Origin of the sequence: Haliovirga abyssi (assembly GCF_030295325.1) — a bacterium.
GTDB classification, from domain to species: domain Bacteria; phylum Fusobacteriota; class Fusobacteriia; order Fusobacteriales; family Haliovirgaceae; genus Haliovirga; species Haliovirga abyssi.
Map to the genome: position 1 here is coordinate 1,882,124 of NZ_AP027059.1, position 15,901 is coordinate 1,898,024.

The following is a 15,901-nucleotide window of genomic DNA, read 5'->3' on the forward strand; positions in this document are numbered from 1 at the left end:
ATTTCTCCTTTCAAATTTGTTTTTATATTTAATTTTTCTTATTTTTTATAGCCAAATACATTATTTGATTTTTTTACAGCTTTTTCTCTTTATTAATTTAGGCTCTATTAAAATTTCATTATTTACATTTTTATTTTCTATAACATCCATTATATATTTCACTGCCATTTGCCCTATTTCCAATGGATTTTGATCTACTGTTGTAAGCGAAGGATTACTGTAATATCCAAATCCAATATTATCAAATCCAACTACAGATATATCTTCTGGAATTTTCATTCCATTTGCTTTTACTCCTTCAATAAATCCTATTGCCATTAGATCACTTACTGAAAATATAGCTGTTGGTCTATCTTTTTTTCTAAACAACCTTTTTCCAATTTCATATCCACTTTTTTTAGTAAAATCTCCTTCATAAACATACTTTTTATGAAATAAATTTTTACTTTCTAAAATTTTTTTATAAGCAAAGTATCTCCTTTTAGATATCTCAGCCTCTCCACCTATTATTATCCCTATTTTTTCATGTCCTAACTCGGTTAAGTAGTCTATTACAGATTTAACCCCTTTATAGCTATCGCTACTTAGAAAACTAATATTTTCTCCTTTTAAATGAAAATCGATTATAGATATTGGTAATAATAAATCTTTTACAGAATTTATTTTTTTATCTTCAGAGTCAACTCCAATAAATATAACTCCTTCTACCATTTTTTCTCTTATTATTTCTGTATAGCTCTTATTCTTATTTTCTGAAAATACAAGTATATCATACGCGTATGAAACAGCTGTTTCTATTATTCCATCTAAAAATTTATATCCGTAATATTCTTCCCCTTTTAGATTTTCTTTTCCTAAAATAAACACCCCTAAAGTATTACTTTTTTTTGTTGCAAGTTTTTTGGCAAAATAATTAGGAGAATATCCCATCTCCTTTGCTGTTTTTTTCACTTTATCTTTTAATTCAATACTTATATCCTCTTTATCGTTAAGTGCTTTTGATACAGCAGCTTTTGATATATTTAATTTTATAGCAATATCTTTTATTGTAACTCCCAATTTTATCACTCCTTAGAAATAGTAAAAAAATAAGCTACGCTTCATCTGGTAGGACATAAATATTTTTCTAAATTTTTGGCTTCTGAAAAATTTTGCCTTGAAAAATCGCATATTTCAAAAAAATGGCGTAGCTTATTTTCTGAATAAATTTATACTTCCCTAGTAGACTCGAAAATAATATATCCATTTCATAACAAAATCATTTTCTAAAACTTCCTCTTAATCGATTAAGTTGATATTATTATAACTCATAATGAAGATTTTGTCAACTATTTTGTGCTTTTTTTATCTGAAATTGATTAATTTTTGCACATTATACTTAAATATACCGCATAAAAAAATAGAGCTAGTTATTGTCAGCTCTATTTTAACTTTTCATATATTTATTTTTTCCATCTTCTAAAATTTCATCATATAAAATCGGCAGCTTTTTTTCTATATCTTCTAGCATATCTAACAACTCATACTCTAATATATCACTTAGCAAAACATAGTCTCTATCCTCTATACTTTCCACTATTGACTCTACTATATTCTGAAAAGATTCTATTAACTCATCAAATTCTATTTTTTTAAATTCAATTCCTAAAATTTCTTTTACACTTGAAAACACATTATCTATCCATTCTAATCCATTAGTTAGTTGAACTATTATTGTAAAAGCTTCACTTTCTTCTTCAATAGCCAATAAATTTACTATATTCTGTATTCCATCTTTCAATTTATAGATATAATTATTCATCTCTTGAAAAGATTCTAACAATAATACTTGAGGTATTTGAGTTTCAAATTCTATTTTTTTCACTTCATTTATCGTTACATTATCAACATCTTCCAAAGCTCTTCCATCTATATTAATGGATATGATAACTTTCCCAGTTTCTTTTATAAAATTCTCAACTTCTTTTATAATAGTGTCCAAATCATCTGTTTTTTCTATGTCAGCATCTACTTTTACTTTATCAATAAATATTTCCATTTAAATTCTCCTTTTTATAGAGTTCTTAAGTCATTCCTGTTCCTAAAGAACGTTTAAAAAATAATGTTTTTATATTTTATTCATAAAAACGCTTGAACCACTACGTATTTTATAAACAAAATTTATAGGTTATTTTTAAGACGTTCCTAAACTAGCAAGTTGACCTGTAAGCCATGAAGATTGACTATTACTAGTAGATATTGCTTGCTCCATTGCTGTAAATTGTTTTTTTAGCGAATCAGATCTCATTTTTAATCTACTATTCATACTATCTATCCACTCATTCATATCTTTTACTGTACTATCTAAGGATTTTATATGACTATCCATTGTTCCATTATATATTGTATATGGATTAAGATAGCTTTTTAATCTAACTGCAATTCCATCTCTAGAATTATTTTCATCATAATCATATGTTGACGTTATAGTTTCTCCCGAAGCAGGTGCTGTCCCAAATTTTAATTCTCCACTCTGTAAATTAACATATATTTCCCCAGCTTGTGGAGTACCTGATGTTATTAATTTATTAGTAGAATTTGAAGCAGTATATGTTGTAGTTCCAACTTGTAATGTTACCTTATCTATGCTTGAAGGTGTATAATTTAGACTATAATCAACAGTAGTTCCATCTCCAGTTCCTACAGCCTCATCTGTTATTGTTCCTGTTCCTATATCTTGAGTAAACAAACCTTTTACAGCTTCCATATTAGCTTTTAAAGCTTCAGTTAATTTACTTTTATCTATTTTTAAAGTTGATGTTTTTGTATCACTAGCTTCTACTCCAACTAAAGCCAACTGATTATAATCACTATCTAATCCACTTACAGTTCCTGTTAATTTATTCCTTAAAGAATAAATTAAATTAACTGCCATACTATCGCCTTGTAGTTCTCCATCTTTTTTAGTTTTATCTTCTAAATATGATATTAAGTTATTATATTTATCCACAAAACCACTTATTTCTCCATAAGCTTTATCTGTATCTTGAGATACTGATAAAGTAATTTTTTCTCCTGTATCAGTAGCACTTTTCAGCTCAAAATTAACTCCATTTATATTAAATTTATTAGAAGGCTTTGTAAAATTAACTCCATTTATTGTTACAGTGGCATCACTACCTGAATATACTGATTTTTCAGTAGTTGCATCTGTATCATCTGTTTGGTTCATCAAATTCATAGATGCTAAAAATCCACTTGTATCATTTTCAAGTGTAATATCATCTCCAGATTCTTTTGCTGTAAGAGTCATTTTTTTTGTATCATTATCATAAAAAGCTGTAACTCCTGCACTAGAACCATTAATATCATTTATTATACTTTCTATACTATCATCTGCTGTATTCATCTCAAAAGTATATCCATTTATTGTGAAAAAACCATTACTAACTCCTGATAAATTTGAAACATCTGTTATCTTCTTTTGATAATCTGGATTTTCTCCATTTTCGATTTTTTCTCCTAAATGAGTTTCCATTCCAACTGCTGTTAAAAATCCACTTGTATCAGTAGAATCAAACTCTATATTTTGAGAAGTTGATGCTTCTTTTGCTTCTATTTTAAATTTACCTGTTGTAGAATCAAAACTAGCTACTACTCCTGCGTTAGATACATTTATTTTATTTATCACCATATTTATTGTATCATCTGCTATTACATCTACAACTTTTCCATTTATCTTAAAACTACCTTCTGTTACTGAACCTCCAACACTAAATTTTTCATTTGGATCTGTCAACGTAGATGTCTCCTCTACATTAGCTTTCACTCCATCAGTAAAATTTAATGCTGTTCCAGAAGTTATTTTACCAGGCTCTGCCAAAACTACATTTTCCAAAACATAGCTACTTGCAGAAGCTGATGTTGTCGCCGTTCCTGTAATTTTAGAATCATCTGTCGAAGATACCGTCCTCGAATCAAACGTAGAACTAAATTTTAAATTAGTTGCTGCACTTTTCAAAGATGACATTTTACTATCTATATTTTGCCAAATAGTTTTTTCCATTTTTATTTTATTTATTTCTTTTTGTTTTTGATACATTGGTTGCCTATCAGCTTCTAACATTTGTTGAATTATTGAAGACGTATCTAATCCTGATGCCATCCCCGCAAGTTGTACTCCTGCCATTTAAATTCACCTCCCCATTTAATACCAATAATCCATGTTTTTCAAACGTTCTTTAAATTTTTTTATCCAAAACATTTCCAATTAACTCTTCTACTCCTTTTGCTACATTTATTATCTCTTTTGCTGGAATTTGCTGTAACATTTCTCCTGTTTGTTCGTTATATATTTTAACTACCCATTTATTTGTATCGTCATCCTTTTCATATCTTATTCCTTTATCTTTATTATCGGTTTTTATCCCTAGTTCCTTAAGTTTTGTTTCTACTTTATTCTTGATATTATTATATCCTATTTTTTTATCTTTTTCTACCGCTTCTTTTGGAACTTCCATTTTTTTTATAGGTGGGCTATTCTCTAAATATGCTCCCACATTTTCAACTCTCATTTTAATTCACCTCCAACATTTAGGAATGATTAAAAATAATCTTCCTATTTTTTTAATGTTCTTTTTTAGTTTCTATATCCCATAATAGCCGACTCCATATTTGGAGTCGGCCTGGCCGGCTTTTTCATTTTTTTATTTTAGTAAATTCAGCACACTTTGTGGCATTGAATTAGCTTGTGCTAACATCGCTGTCCCTGACTGCGAAATTATTGACTCTTTTGAATAATTCACCATTTCTTTTGACATATCTACATCTCTTATCCTACTTTCTGCAGCCTGAAGGTTTTCAGAAGCTGTACCCAAATTATTTATTGTATGCTCCAACCTGTTTTGCATTGCTCCAAAACTAGCTCTTTGAGTAGAAACTGATGTGATAGCTGTATCAATTGTAGTTATAGCACTATTTGCAGCTGTTTGTGATGAAACTGAAATACTAGAAATCCCCAAAGCACTTGCTCTCATACTTGAAATATTTAAGGTTACTGTTTGAGAAGCATTCGCTCCTACATGAAACGATAACCCAGTTGTTGAATATGACCCTGATAAAAGGTTCATTCCATTAAACTGAGTTGTTTCCCCAATCCTATTCACTTCACTTACAAGCTGATTTACTTCTAATTGTATCATATCTCTATCAGAACTTGTATTAGTATCATTTGCAGATTGAACAGATAATTCTCTCATTCTTTGTAATATTGAATGAGTTTCATTTAATGCTCCTTCTGCTGTTTGTATAAGACTTATAGAATCTTGAGAATTTCTTTCTGCCATATTAAGACCATTGATCTGCCCTCTCATCTTTTCTGATATGGCTAATCCTGCTGCATCATCACCAGCTCTATTTATTCTTAAACCTGATGATAATTTTTCCAACGATTTCGCTATAGTCCCTTCAGAATTAGTTAAATTTCGATAAGAATTCATAGCTGAAATATTATGATTTATAATCATAGCAATCTCCCCCTCCATGATATTTTTTCTAAAGCATCCCTGCTTTATCATCACGCGAGATTATACCGCCGGCCAAAGTAGTATAATATCAACATGACCACCGTTAGATTTAATTTAATTAAATCCAACAGAAGAATTTATCATGGAGGGGAAGAACTATTTTTTAGTATTAAGAGCCAAAAGGCTCTTAATACTTAGATTATCTAAGTAATTGTAACACACCTTGTGGTTGTGCATTTGCTTGTGCTAACATTGCTGTACCTGATTGAGAAATGATCTTATTTTTACTAAATTTAACCATCTCTTTAGACATATCAACATCTCTTATTCTGCTTTCTGCTGCTTGTAAGTTTTCTGATGATGTATTCAAATTATTTATTGTATGCTCTAATCTGTTTTGCATTGCTCCAAATTTTGATCTCTCAGCTGAAACTGACTCAATAGCTGTATTTATTGTAGTTATTGCTGTTTCTGCTGATGCTGCACTTGTTATTGATAATGCTTGTGATGCACTTGCTCCACTTATTCCAAGAGCACTTGCTTTCATACTGTTAAATTTCAAACTTACAAATTGACCTTCATTAGCTCCTACATGAAATCTTAGACCATTTGTAGCATAGCTTCCTGTCATCAAAGTTTTTGTATTAAACTCTGTTTGTCCAGATATTCTATCTACCTCTTGTCTTAGTCTATCCATTTCTTTTTGTATTTCGCCTCTATCTGTTGTCGTATTTGTATCATTTGATGATTGTACTGCTAATTCTCTCATTCTTTGTAATATTGAATGTGTTTCATTTAATGCACCTTCAGCTGTTTGTATCAAACTAATAGAATCTTGTGCATTTTTTGCAGCCATGTCCAATCCTTTTACTTGTCCTCTCATTTTTTCTGATATAGCTAGTCCTGCTGCATCATCACCAGCTCTATTTATTCTTAAACCTGATGACAATTTTTCCAATGAACCATTTACATTATTATTGGTTTGAGTCAAGTTTCTAAAAGAATTCATTGCTGACATATTGTGATTGATAATCATTTTTATAACCCCCTCCGTGTTTTTTTCCCAAGCATCCTTGCCTGAGTTGATTGTAAAAATATAGGGCCCTTATATTTAGCAACCATCACTAACTTCTATAAAGCTAAAAATTAACAATTGTTACTAAATGTAAAAACACGGAGGAGATATCCTTGAAAGAAAATTAAGAATAATTTTCTTTCATATTATTATCAAACATTTAAACTTAAGAACGTTTAAAAAATAATTTTCTCTTTTTTTGTTATAAAAACGCTTAAAGAACATTTAAAAAATATTTTCTTATATTTTGTTGTAAAAACGCTTGAATCGTTGCGTATTTTAAAACAAAAGGATAAGGTTGTTTTTAAAGCGTTCCTAAATTATTGCGTATTTTATAACAAAATCAGAAGGTTATTTTTAAGCCATTCCTTAATTTATTATTACCCTCTTAGAAGTTGTAATACTCCTTGAGGTTGTGTATTTGCTTGTGCTAACATCGCTGTACCTGATTGAGCAATAATTTTATTTTTACTAAATGCAACCATCTCTTTAGACATATCAACATCTCTTATTCTGCTTTCTGCTGCTTGTAAATTTTCTGATGATGTACCTAAGTTATTTATTGTATGCTCTAATCTGTTTTGCATTGCTCCAAATTTTGATCTTTCAGCTGAAACTGTTTCAATAGCTGTGTTTATTGTAGTTATTGCTGTTTCTGCTGATGCTGCACTTGTTATTGATAACGCTTGCGATGCACTTGCTCCACTTATCGCTAAAGCACTTGCTTTCATACTATTAAATTTCAAACTTACAAATTGATTTTCATTAGCTCCTACATGAAATCTTAGACCATTTGTAGCAAAACTTCCTGTCATCAAAGTCTTTGTATTAAACTCTGTTTGATTAGATATTCTGTCTACTTCTTGTCTTAGTCTGTCCATTTCTTTTTGTATTTCGCCTCTATCTGTTGTTGTATTTGTATCATTGGCTGATTGTACTGCTAATTCTCTCATTCTTTGTAATATTGAATGTGTTTCATTTAACGCACCTTCAGCTGTTTGTATCAAACTAATAGAATCTTGTGCATTTTTCTTTGCCATATCCAGACCTTTTACTTGTCCTCTCATTTTTTCTGATATAGCTAGTCCTGCTGCATCGTCACCAGCTCTATTTATTCTCAAACCTGATGATAATTTTTCCAATGAACCATTAATAGTCTTATTTGTTTGTGATAAATTCCTATAAGAATTCATTGCTGTTATATTATGATTGATAATCATTTCCCTCATCCTCCTTGACTTTTTTTTGGCATCCCTGCCTATTACAATGTTTACCGCGCGGACTTCAACATTATAAAGTGGTTTTTTTAACCACCACAACTGAGATTAATAAAATTAACCCCACTCATTGTGGTTAAATCTCGTCAAGGAGATCTGATACTATCTTCCCTTTTTTATTTTATTATTTTCTTTTTACATATCAAACTATCTTAAAATAATTTTATACCTTCCCAAATATAAAAAATTTTAAATATTAACTATCCTTTCAACAGTTGCAACACTCCTTGCGGTTGTGCATTTGCTTGTGCTAACATTGCTGTTCCTGATTGAGATATAATTTTATTTTTACTAAATTTAACCATCTCTTGAGACATATCAACATCTCTTATTCTACTTTCTGCTGCTTGTAAATTTTCTGATGCTGTTTTTAAATTATTTATTGTATGTTCTAATCTGTTTTGCATTGCTCCAAATTTCGATCTTTGTTCTGATACTGATTCAATAGCACTATTTATTGTTGTAATTGCTGTTTCTGCTGCTGTTGCAGTTGTTATAGATATTGCTTGTGATGCACTCGCTCCACTTATTGCTAAAGAACTTGCTTTCATACTGTTTATTTTTAAACTAATAGATTGACCTTGATTTGCTCCTACTTGAAATACCATTCCTGTTGTTGCAAATGCTCCAGTCAATAGTTTTTTAGTATTAAATTCTGTACTGTCAGCTATTCTGTCGATTTCTTGTTTTAATTGATTCATCTCTTTTTGTATTTCTGATCTGTCTGATGATGTGTTAGTATCATTGGCTGCTTGAACTGCTAATTCTCTCATTCTTTGCAATATTGAATGAGTTTCATTTAGAGCTCCTTCTCCTGTTTGTATCAAACTTATTGCATCTTGAGAATTTTTACTTGCCATATCTAACCCTCTGATTTGACCTCTCATTTTTTCTGAAATTGCTAGACCTGCTGCATCATCACCAGCTCTGTTTATTCTTAACCCTGATGATAATTTTTCTAATGATTTCGTAACACTATCATTAGTTGTTGATAGATTTTTGTAGGCATTCATAGCCACAATGTTGTGATTAATAATCATTTCTCTTCATCCTCCTTGATTTTTTTTGTCTTTTCGACATCCTTGTCTTTTCAAACATATAAAAAACCCTGTTTAAATTTTTCAAACAGGGTTTTTTTGTTAGTTTAATTAAAGATTAAACTATATAATAAAACAATTAAAGAGTTGCAGAAAAATAAGTTTCTTATTTTTTTAATTACTCTTTAAAACTTGTTTCATTGTATAATCAAACCTTTTACTAATCCTTTAGTTAATTCTTAAACCTCCCTGTTTAAGGTTTTTTTATGAGGTTGACTCCTCTATTCAATTGTTAGTTATTTTTTTGCCACAAGAAAATTTCTCTTGTGGCGCGCCCAATACAATTCAAAAAGAAACAAAAATAACACTTGCTATTAGTTGGAAGTCATAAGAACCCACTAATGGCAAGTGTTAATATTTAAAAATAAATTAACAATACACTTACCGAACCATTCCTTTAGCTCTTACTTAAACCTCCTTGTTTAAGGATTTTTTATGAGGTTAGCTCCTCTATTCAACATCTTATTTAAATTATCGTCATCTTCTTTTATTACTTTAATACTTTTTTATTTTTTTATTTCTTACTTTTTTAGAAATATTAAAAAAATAATATTCTTGTATTTGTTCATAAAGATATTATCGTTATATATATAATTTACTTTAGCTTTTTTTGTATATTTTTTATTTTTTTATTTTTTTAAATAAATTTCCTAATCCACTTATTTTTTCTTTTGAATTTTTTGCTGCTATCTCATTTTCTTTTTGAATCTCAGCATAAACTTCCGCTCTATGAACTGTTACTTTTCTAGGAGCTTTTATTCCAATCTTTACTTGATCTCCTTTTACATCTACAACAACTATTTCTATATCATCACCAATTATAATACTTTCATTTTTTTTCCTCGATAGCACTAACATATTATTTTACCTCCTGATCAGAGGGTAAGTTTTTCTCCATCTCTTCTAATACATAATGTTTTAACTTATGTCTTGAATTTGTTGATATAACCTGTTTTGCTATTTTTCTTTTTGCATTAATAACTATTGGTCCTTGTAGATTAGCTGTCATTTTAGAAGGATCATCTGGTATTACAACAATTGAAAATATTTCTGAATCTTCAGGTTTTGTTAATTTCAAATCCTCAGTATCTTTTTCAGAAATTTCTAAAGCATATTTTGGCATAAATTCATATGGCCTTATTATAACAAATGCCAATGCTGGTTCTTCTATTGCTTGTAACCATTTTAATGGATTTCCTTCTTCCATATTAAAAATTACATATTTTTTAATATCTTCAAATCCTAATATTCCTTCTGGAAAATTTATAATTTCCGCTTCTTCTATTTCTATTTCTCCAAATCTAGTAGTGCTTATTTTCATATTCTTCCTCCTACTTTATTATCCTTTATAATTAATATTACCACCTATAACGTTTATATTTACTTTTGGATAATTTGCTTTTATATTTATCTCGCCCATTTGAGCTGAAATATTCAATCTTTCTTTTGATATAGTTTCTATTTTCCCTGGACTATAACTTGAAGTTACATATCCTTTCCTAACATCTATCTGAATTGGATTTTTAGGGAAAACATCTAATTTTACTTTCGCCTTTAAATTTCTTTCTGCTTTTCTTTTAGCTATATAAGGGATGGGACTTGCACTTTTTTTATCTATTTTCATCATTGCATCACCATCACTTGCATATTCTGCTATAGCTGTGTATGAATCATTTAGACTTTGCGATGCCACTTTATCAGTCATATCCATAATATTTTTCGAATTATCTAGTTGTCTAAACGCAGGATAATTATGTATTAATAACTCAGCATCTTTTTTCTCCACTTCAAATCTATGTTCCGTTTTTATTAATTTAAAATCTCCAGTTTGACCAGTTATATTTATTTTAGGGTCTGTTTTTGTTATATTAATTTTTGCATTTATTGTCTCTATTTTTAAAGATGGAAATTCTATCATTTTTACCACCTCAATCTTTTAAAATTTATTTTAAAAAATTATCTTAAAAAATCCATTAATGTTGGTTGAATAACTTTAGCACCAACTGATAATGACATACTTTGTACACTTTCTTGAACTTTTAAATCCATTATTGTTTTGGTTACATCTGTATCTTCTGTTCTTGATAGTAAATCAGTTATATTTATAGTTTGATTTTTTAATTTAATTTCAGCTTGATCCATTCTATTCATTTTTGCTCCAACTTCTGATCTATATCTTAAAATTTTTGTTAAACTAGTTTCTAATTGTGTAATACCATCTCCAACTGATTTTCCATCTCCATTTTTATCACTTATCTCTCCAGAATAAATTGAATCTCTTAGATCCATCATTGTTTGAAATATATTTCCAGAGTCTATAAATATTTCTTTTCCTGAAATATTAAATGAAGTTTTTACATTTTCATCAATTTCGGCTTGCAATCTTCCTGAATCCCCATTGTATTTAACTACAGTAACATTATTATTATTAATCCCAGTTCTAACATTTCCATTTACATCTGTTAAATCTCCGCCTGGTCCACTTACTCCACTATCATTATCTCCATTGTAACTTTGAAAAGGAGCTTCAGTAGTTTCATATCCTCCAAAAATATATTTACTTCCCACTTTGCTGTTAGCTATTCCTACTAACTCTGAAGTTAATTGAGTTATCTCATCTGCTATTGCATCTCTTGAGTTTTGTTCAAATGTTCCATTAGCTGCTTTTACAGATAACTCTCTTGTTCTCTGAAGTATATTTGTAACCTGACTAAGTGCTACATCAGTTGAATTTAATACCGTTTTTGCGTTATCAACATTTGATAAATATTGATCTATCTCTTTTAAATTACTCCTATACCCCATTGCTTTTATTGTCCCTGTAGGATCATCTTCAGGAATAGATATTCTTTTTCCAGAAGAAAGTTTATTATTTGTTTTATCTAATTTTGCTTGATTTATTTGTAAATTAGCAAGTGTGTTGGCTATAGTCATTTTATTTGTAATTCTCATTTCTAACACCCTCTTTATATTTTAGGTTTTAAAGCTTATTTATCAACGTATCTAACATAGAATTCATTGTACTTATATATTTTGCCGCAGCATTATACCCATGTTGATATTTTATCATATTTGCCATCTCTTCATCAAGTGATACACCTATTTTAGATTGTCTCCTTTGTTCTAAATTATCAATTAAAACTTGTTGATTCCCTGAAAACCTGCTTGCTTGCTGTGCTGTAACCCCTAAATCTGATACTAAAGATTCAAAATAATCAGCATAAGTATACTTACCAATTGATTTTTGATATTTAAGGTCACCAATATCCATTGCATTACTTCCATCTCCTGATGCATTTGCAGTATCTGCAATTCCATCTCCATTTGTATCAGTCCCTTTTGCTGCAGCTATTCCATCTACACTATCTATTGCTACATACATTTTTGATGCTGCACCTGGTTTTGGTCTTGCCGTTCTATCACTTGATAATGCTGCTAGAGTTGTTGTATCTTCATAGTTATATTCTGTATTCCCAGAAGTTAATACTCCTAACTCTTGTAATAGAGAACCACTGCTGTCTTTTAATGATTTTATAACATAATTTGAATCTTTTTCCCCTCTTAATATTAATCTATTATTTGGTCCCATAGATGCAACTACACCTGTCTCTTGATCATTTATTCTATTTATTAAATCAGAAGCTGTATCTTTATCTGTATCATATTCTATTTGTATTCCATTTATTTCAAAATCTCCAGTAGCTGAACTAATATCTGTATCTGTAGACAAAGCAGATACTTCACTATCATCTATAACTGTACTTCCTTTAACTTTATATATAGCCCCTTCACTTACTCCATCACTATCTAAATCCATAGTTTCATCATAAGTATCAAATTCACCAAAAAAATCATTTCCCTTTTGTCCATTTATATCAAATCCAGCTTTATGAAGCTCATTTGTATTATCTATTAGTCCTACTGCTAACTGATCCAAATAATCTGTATATTTATTTATATCCTTATCTCTTAATTCTACAAGCCCTTTTAATTCTCCATTTTTCAAATATATCTCTTTATCAGTATCACTCCATTTTATTTGATACATTCCACCATTAACTTTTGTATCTTTTACCGTTTTTAATTCTGTATAATTACTCCCCTGAACAGCTGTCCTTCCACCAATAATTACAGAATACTCAGTTCCTCTAGAGACACTTACATTTACATCTTTAGAAAGATCCTCTACTAAAAGATCTCTTTTATCTCTCAAATCATTAGCTTTTGCTCCATCAGATTCAACTTTTTCAATTTGAGCATTTATTCCTGCAATCTGCTTTAATTTTGAATTAATATCTGTTACTTTTATAGCTACGTTATTATTAACATCATCTTTTAAAGCCGTTAGTTGTTCATATGTATTATTTACAGTATTTGCTAAATCTACAGCTCTTTCTTTAACAGTTATTCTTATAGAACGATCTTCTGGATTTTGGCTTAAATCATGCAAAGAGCTCCAATATTCATCTAAAATATATCTTACACTTTGGTCTGATGGTTCATTAATAATATATTGCAAATGTTTTAGATTACTTTCACGCACATCCCACTTAGCTTTTTCTTGTTTTTCTTTTATCATTCTATCATCTAAAAATTCATCTCTTACTCTTTCTATACCAGTAACATCTGCTCCAGAACCAATAGTCCCATATTTTGTGCTAGCATAACTTGTCGATTGTATATCTGCAATTTGTCTACTATATCCATCTGTATTAGCATTTGCTATATTATGACCAGTAACATCTATTGCTGTTTGTTGACTCATCAGACTTTGCTTTCCCATTTCTAATCCAAAAAATCCCATTCTATTTCACCACCTCTAAAAAAAAGCAGCAAATAGCCGCTTTTAAATTTTAGTATTTAATAAATTTTTTCTAACTGCATTTTTTTTCTCTTTATCTTGATTATATCCCATCTCTCTTTTACCTGATAAATTATCTATAATCTTATTAATTAATCCATTTGACATTTCAACTATATTTTGAGCTGTTATATTGTTATTTTTTATTTCATTTATAGTTGCTAACATTATTTTTCTAATTTCAATTAGCTCTTTCTTTTTCGAGCTATTTTCCAGACTCTCTATATAGTCTAATAATTTCCCCCATTTTTCTCCCAACAAATCTATTCGTTCTTTTTCTAATTCAAATATTTTTTTATTATTTTCAGATTCTAATTGAATTACAACATCTAGTTTTCCCATCTTCTCATTAATTAAATATTCTAATTTTTGAATAGAATAATCTAATGCTTTTTTATATAATTCAAGTTCTTTTGTTAATATTTTTATTAAATTATCTTCTATAGAGTTTCCGCTCATAAGTCACCTCTAAAATATACTATCTATTAACGAATCTGCAACTTTGTCTAAATTCATTTTATAAGTTCCATTTGCTATACTTTGTTTTAATGAAGAAATCTTATCTGAATTCGTATCATTTATTTGTGATAATTTTTGTTTTATAAATTCTATTTCTACTTTATTATTATCTATTTTAGCATTTTGAGATATTGTAACTTTATCTTTTATTGCACCAGTTTTAGAGAATTTATCAGAATCTTTTTGTTCATTTTTTACCTTTGCATTCTCAATTTTATCTGTTTTATATGCCTTATAAATATTTGAGATATTTCCAAATACTTTCATAATTCTCACCTCTCTTCTATATATATTTTCTACTATTAAATTTATCGTCTTTTTTCCATTAAAACTTTAACTATTTTTTAAATTTATCAGAAATATACATTGACCTTTTCGTTTCATCTTTTCCTTCATCTTTTGTTCCACTTAAAGAATCAGATACAACCCCTAATTCATTTTGACAACTTTTACAAATTTTACCTGTATGTATAGGCTTCCCACACATTTCACAAGGATAAGTCATTATTATACCTGTTCTCTCTAATCTTCCTTCTCTTACCCAATCCATTATCAATCCTTCATCTATTTCCGTTTGTTCTGCAACCTCTTTTATTGAAGCATTAGGAGAATCATACAAATAATTTTTTACTTCCATAAATAGTTCCTCTTCTTTATTTAAACAACTAGGACAAATATTTTTTCTTCCAGTTTTCATAAACAGTTTCCCACATATTTTACATTCTACTAAATTATCAAATCCCATTTTCCATCACCCTTTTTCTATAGTATTTTGCTACAAATAACGTTAAATAAATTATTTTATTCGGTTTATATAATTTTCTTATATTTTTCTCTATCTCTTTTAAAGTTGAACCTGTAGTTATTACATCATCAACAATTAATATATTTTTATTATTCAAATCTAAATTTTTATCTATTTTAAAACTATTTTTTATATTTTCTTTTCTTTTATTTTCATTTAAAATTTTATACATTGATTTAGTATTTTTTATTCTTTTAATTTTAATATAATCTAATTTTAATTTATCCAAAATAAGATCTACCTGATTAAATCCCCTTTTTCTTTTCCTATTTATATTTATTGGAACTGAAATTATTTCATCTATGTTTTCTTTATCTAATAAATAATTTACTTTTTCTTTAATAATTCCACTTATAATTTCACTAATTGATTTTATTCCTACAAATTTATAATTTAATAAGATTTTTTTATGATTCTCATCATAATGCCAAAAATAATACAAATTATCAATTTTTTTCAAACTTGATTTATAATAAAACTCTTTGTAACAATTATAACATAAATATTTTCTTGTGTCATCTACTTTTCTATTGCAAACAACACATTTTTCACTAAATATAATTTTTTTAATATTCAAAAACAAGTTCTGCATTTTTTTCCAACACCTTTTCAGAATACACCTCTACAAAACCACAATCTAAGCATATTTTATAATAATATGTCCCCATTTCTACTCCAACAATATTTTTTGTTTTTTCTGGAATTATTACTTTTTTCAGTTTATAATTGTTAGAACCACATTTTATACAACTTAAATTCAATT

Annotated in this window: 18 protein-coding genes; all 18 read right to left on the minus strand. The window is 28.6% G+C overall.

Going from position 1 to position 15,901, the window contains the following annotated elements; translation table 11 throughout:
* Positions 1-60: 60 nt before the first annotated feature.
* The gene (locus RDY08_RS08330; protein ID WP_307903912.1) at positions 61-1,059 is read right to left on the minus strand and encodes a LacI family DNA-binding transcriptional regulator; all 999 of its coding nucleotides are present in this window, start codon (positions 1,057-1,059) and stop codon (positions 61-63) included.
* A 367-nt stretch (positions 1,060-1,426) separates the two neighbouring features.
* Positions 1,427-2,038: a DUF8042 domain-containing protein gene (locus RDY08_RS08335; RefSeq protein WP_307903913.1), complete on the minus strand. Its 612-nt coding sequence runs from the start codon at positions 2,036-2,038 to the stop codon at positions 1,427-1,429.
* A 135-nt stretch (positions 2,039-2,173) separates the two neighbouring features.
* Positions 2,174-4,168: a flagellar filament capping protein FliD gene (fliD, locus tag RDY08_RS08340; protein ID WP_307903914.1), complete on the minus strand. Its 1,995-nt coding sequence runs from the start codon at positions 4,166-4,168 to the stop codon at positions 2,174-2,176.
* Between the two features lie 52 nt (positions 4,169-4,220).
* Positions 4,221-4,553: a flagellar protein FlaG gene (locus RDY08_RS08345; RefSeq protein WP_307903915.1), complete on the minus strand. Its 333-nt coding sequence runs from the start codon at positions 4,551-4,553 to the stop codon at positions 4,221-4,223.
* A 132-nt stretch (positions 4,554-4,685) separates the two neighbouring features.
* Positions 4,686-5,504, minus strand: coding sequence for a flagellin N-terminal helical domain-containing protein (locus RDY08_RS08350; RefSeq protein ID WP_307903916.1), 819 nt, complete (start codon positions 5,502-5,504; stop codon positions 4,686-4,688).
* A 199-nt stretch (positions 5,505-5,703) separates the two neighbouring features.
* Positions 5,704-6,540, minus strand: coding sequence for a flagellin N-terminal helical domain-containing protein (locus tag RDY08_RS08355; protein ID WP_307903917.1), 837 nt, complete (start codon positions 6,538-6,540; stop codon positions 5,704-5,706).
* A gap of 419 nt (positions 6,541-6,959) precedes the next feature.
* Positions 6,960-7,799: a flagellin N-terminal helical domain-containing protein gene (locus RDY08_RS08360; RefSeq protein WP_307903918.1), complete on the minus strand. Its 840-nt coding sequence runs from the start codon at positions 7,797-7,799 to the stop codon at positions 6,960-6,962.
* A gap of 257 nt (positions 7,800-8,056) precedes the next feature.
* Complete coding sequence (gene hag / locus RDY08_RS08365) at positions 8,057-8,896, minus strand: flagellin Hag (RefSeq protein ID WP_307903919.1); 840 nt, start codon at positions 8,894-8,896, stop codon at positions 8,057-8,059.
* 678 nt (positions 8,897-9,574) lie between these two features.
* Positions 9,575-9,811: a carbon storage regulator CsrA gene (gene csrA, locus RDY08_RS08370; protein ID WP_307903920.1), complete on the minus strand. Its 237-nt coding sequence runs from the start codon at positions 9,809-9,811 to the stop codon at positions 9,575-9,577.
* A gap of 1 nt (position 9,812) precedes the next feature.
* Positions 9,813-10,274 carry a flagellar assembly protein FliW gene (gene fliW, locus RDY08_RS08375; RefSeq protein WP_307903921.1) on the minus strand — a complete coding sequence of 154 codons (462 nt, stop codon included), beginning with the start codon at positions 10,272-10,274 and terminating at the stop codon, positions 9,813-9,815.
* An 18-nt stretch (positions 10,275-10,292) separates the two neighbouring features.
* Positions 10,293-10,871 (minus strand): DUF6470 family protein, encoded by a 579-nt coding sequence (locus tag RDY08_RS08380; protein WP_307903922.1) that lies wholly within the window; start codon positions 10,869-10,871, stop codon positions 10,293-10,295.
* Positions 10,872-10,909: 38 nt separating this feature from the next.
* Positions 10,910-11,905: a flagellar hook-associated protein FlgL gene (gene flgL, locus RDY08_RS08385; RefSeq protein WP_307903923.1), complete on the minus strand. Its 996-nt coding sequence runs from the start codon at positions 11,903-11,905 to the stop codon at positions 10,910-10,912.
* A 28-nt stretch (positions 11,906-11,933) separates the two neighbouring features.
* Positions 11,934-13,757 (minus strand): flagellar hook-associated protein FlgK, encoded by a 1,824-nt coding sequence (gene flgK, locus RDY08_RS08390; RefSeq protein WP_307903924.1) that lies wholly within the window; start codon positions 13,755-13,757, stop codon positions 11,934-11,936.
* 42 nt (positions 13,758-13,799) lie between these two features.
* A complete protein-coding gene (flgN, locus tag RDY08_RS08395; protein WP_307903925.1) occupies positions 13,800-14,273 on the minus strand; it encodes a flagellar export chaperone FlgN in 474 nt (157 codons plus the stop codon).
* A 9-nt stretch (positions 14,274-14,282) separates the two neighbouring features.
* Positions 14,283-14,600: a flagellar biosynthesis anti-sigma factor FlgM gene (flgM, locus tag RDY08_RS08400; RefSeq protein WP_307903926.1), complete on the minus strand. Its 318-nt coding sequence runs from the start codon at positions 14,598-14,600 to the stop codon at positions 14,283-14,285.
* Positions 14,601-14,670: 70 nt separating this feature from the next.
* A complete protein-coding gene (locus tag RDY08_RS08405) occupies positions 14,671-15,078 on the minus strand; it encodes a hypothetical protein (RefSeq protein WP_307903927.1) in 408 nt (135 codons plus the stop codon).
* Positions 15,068-15,730, minus strand: a complete 663-nt coding sequence (locus RDY08_RS08410; protein WP_307903928.1) for a ComF family protein — start codon at positions 15,728-15,730, stop codon at positions 15,068-15,070. The genes RDY08_RS08405 and RDY08_RS08410 overlap by 11 nt, the downstream gene beginning before the upstream one ends.
* Positions 15,705-15,899 carry a zinc ribbon domain-containing protein gene (locus tag RDY08_RS08415; RefSeq protein WP_372339412.1) on the minus strand — a complete coding sequence of 65 codons (195 nt, stop codon included), beginning with the start codon at positions 15,897-15,899 and terminating at the stop codon, positions 15,705-15,707. Before RDY08_RS08415 ends, RDY08_RS08410 begins: the two co-directional genes overlap by 26 nt.
* Positions 15,900-15,901 lie beyond the last annotated feature (2 nt).

Bases quoted from the DNA above. Each gene is read 5' to 3' on its own strand.
- flgL (WP_307903923.1), bottom strand. From the start codon at position 11,905: ATGAGAATTACAAATAAAATGACTATAGCCAACACACTTGCTAATTTA.
- flgK (WP_307903924.1), bottom strand. From the start codon at position 13,757: ATGGGATTTTTTGGATTAGAAATGGGAAAGCAAAGTCTGATGAGTCAA.
- RDY08_RS08335 (WP_307903913.1), bottom strand. From the start codon at position 2,038: ATGGAAATATTTATTGATAAAGTAAAAGTAGATGCTGACATAGAAAAA.
- RDY08_RS08345 (WP_307903915.1), bottom strand. From the start codon at position 4,553: ATGAGAGTTGAAAATGTGGGAGCATATTTAGAGAATAGCCCACCTATA.
- csrA (WP_307903920.1), bottom strand. From the start codon at position 9,811: ATGTTAGTGCTATCGAGGAAAAAAAATGAAAGTATTATAATTGGTGAT.
- RDY08_RS08380 (WP_307903922.1), bottom strand. From the start codon at position 10,871: ATGATAGAATTTCCATCTTTAAAAATAGAGACAATAAATGCAAAAATT.
- RDY08_RS08360 (WP_307903918.1), bottom strand. From the start codon at position 7,799: ATGATTATCAATCATAATATAACAGCAATGAATTCTTATAGGAATTTA.
- RDY08_RS08405 (WP_307903927.1), bottom strand. From the start codon at position 15,078: ATGGGATTTGATAATTTAGTAGAATGTAAAATATGTGGGAAACTGTTT.
- flgM (WP_307903926.1), bottom strand. From the start codon at position 14,600: ATGAAAGTATTTGGAAATATCTCAAATATTTATAAGGCATATAAAACA.
- RDY08_RS08355 (WP_307903917.1), bottom strand. From the start codon at position 6,540: ATGATTATCAATCACAATATGTCAGCAATGAATTCTTTTAGAAACTTG.
- RDY08_RS08350 (WP_307903916.1), bottom strand. From the start codon at position 5,504: ATGATTATAAATCATAATATTTCAGCTATGAATTCTTATCGAAATTTA.
- fliD (WP_307903914.1), bottom strand. From the start codon at position 4,168: ATGGCAGGAGTACAACTTGCGGGGATGGCATCAGGATTAGATACGTCT.
- RDY08_RS08410 (WP_307903928.1), bottom strand. From the start codon at position 15,730: ATGCAGAACTTGTTTTTGAATATTAAAAAAATTATATTTAGTGAAAAA.
- flgN (WP_307903925.1), bottom strand. From the start codon at position 14,273: ATGAGCGGAAACTCTATAGAAGATAATTTAATAAAAATATTAACAAAA.
- fliW (WP_307903921.1), bottom strand. From the start codon at position 10,274: ATGAAAATAAGCACTACTAGATTTGGAGAAATAGAAATAGAAGAAGCG.
- hag (WP_307903919.1), bottom strand. From the start codon at position 8,896: ATGATTATTAATCACAACATTGTGGCTATGAATGCCTACAAAAATCTA.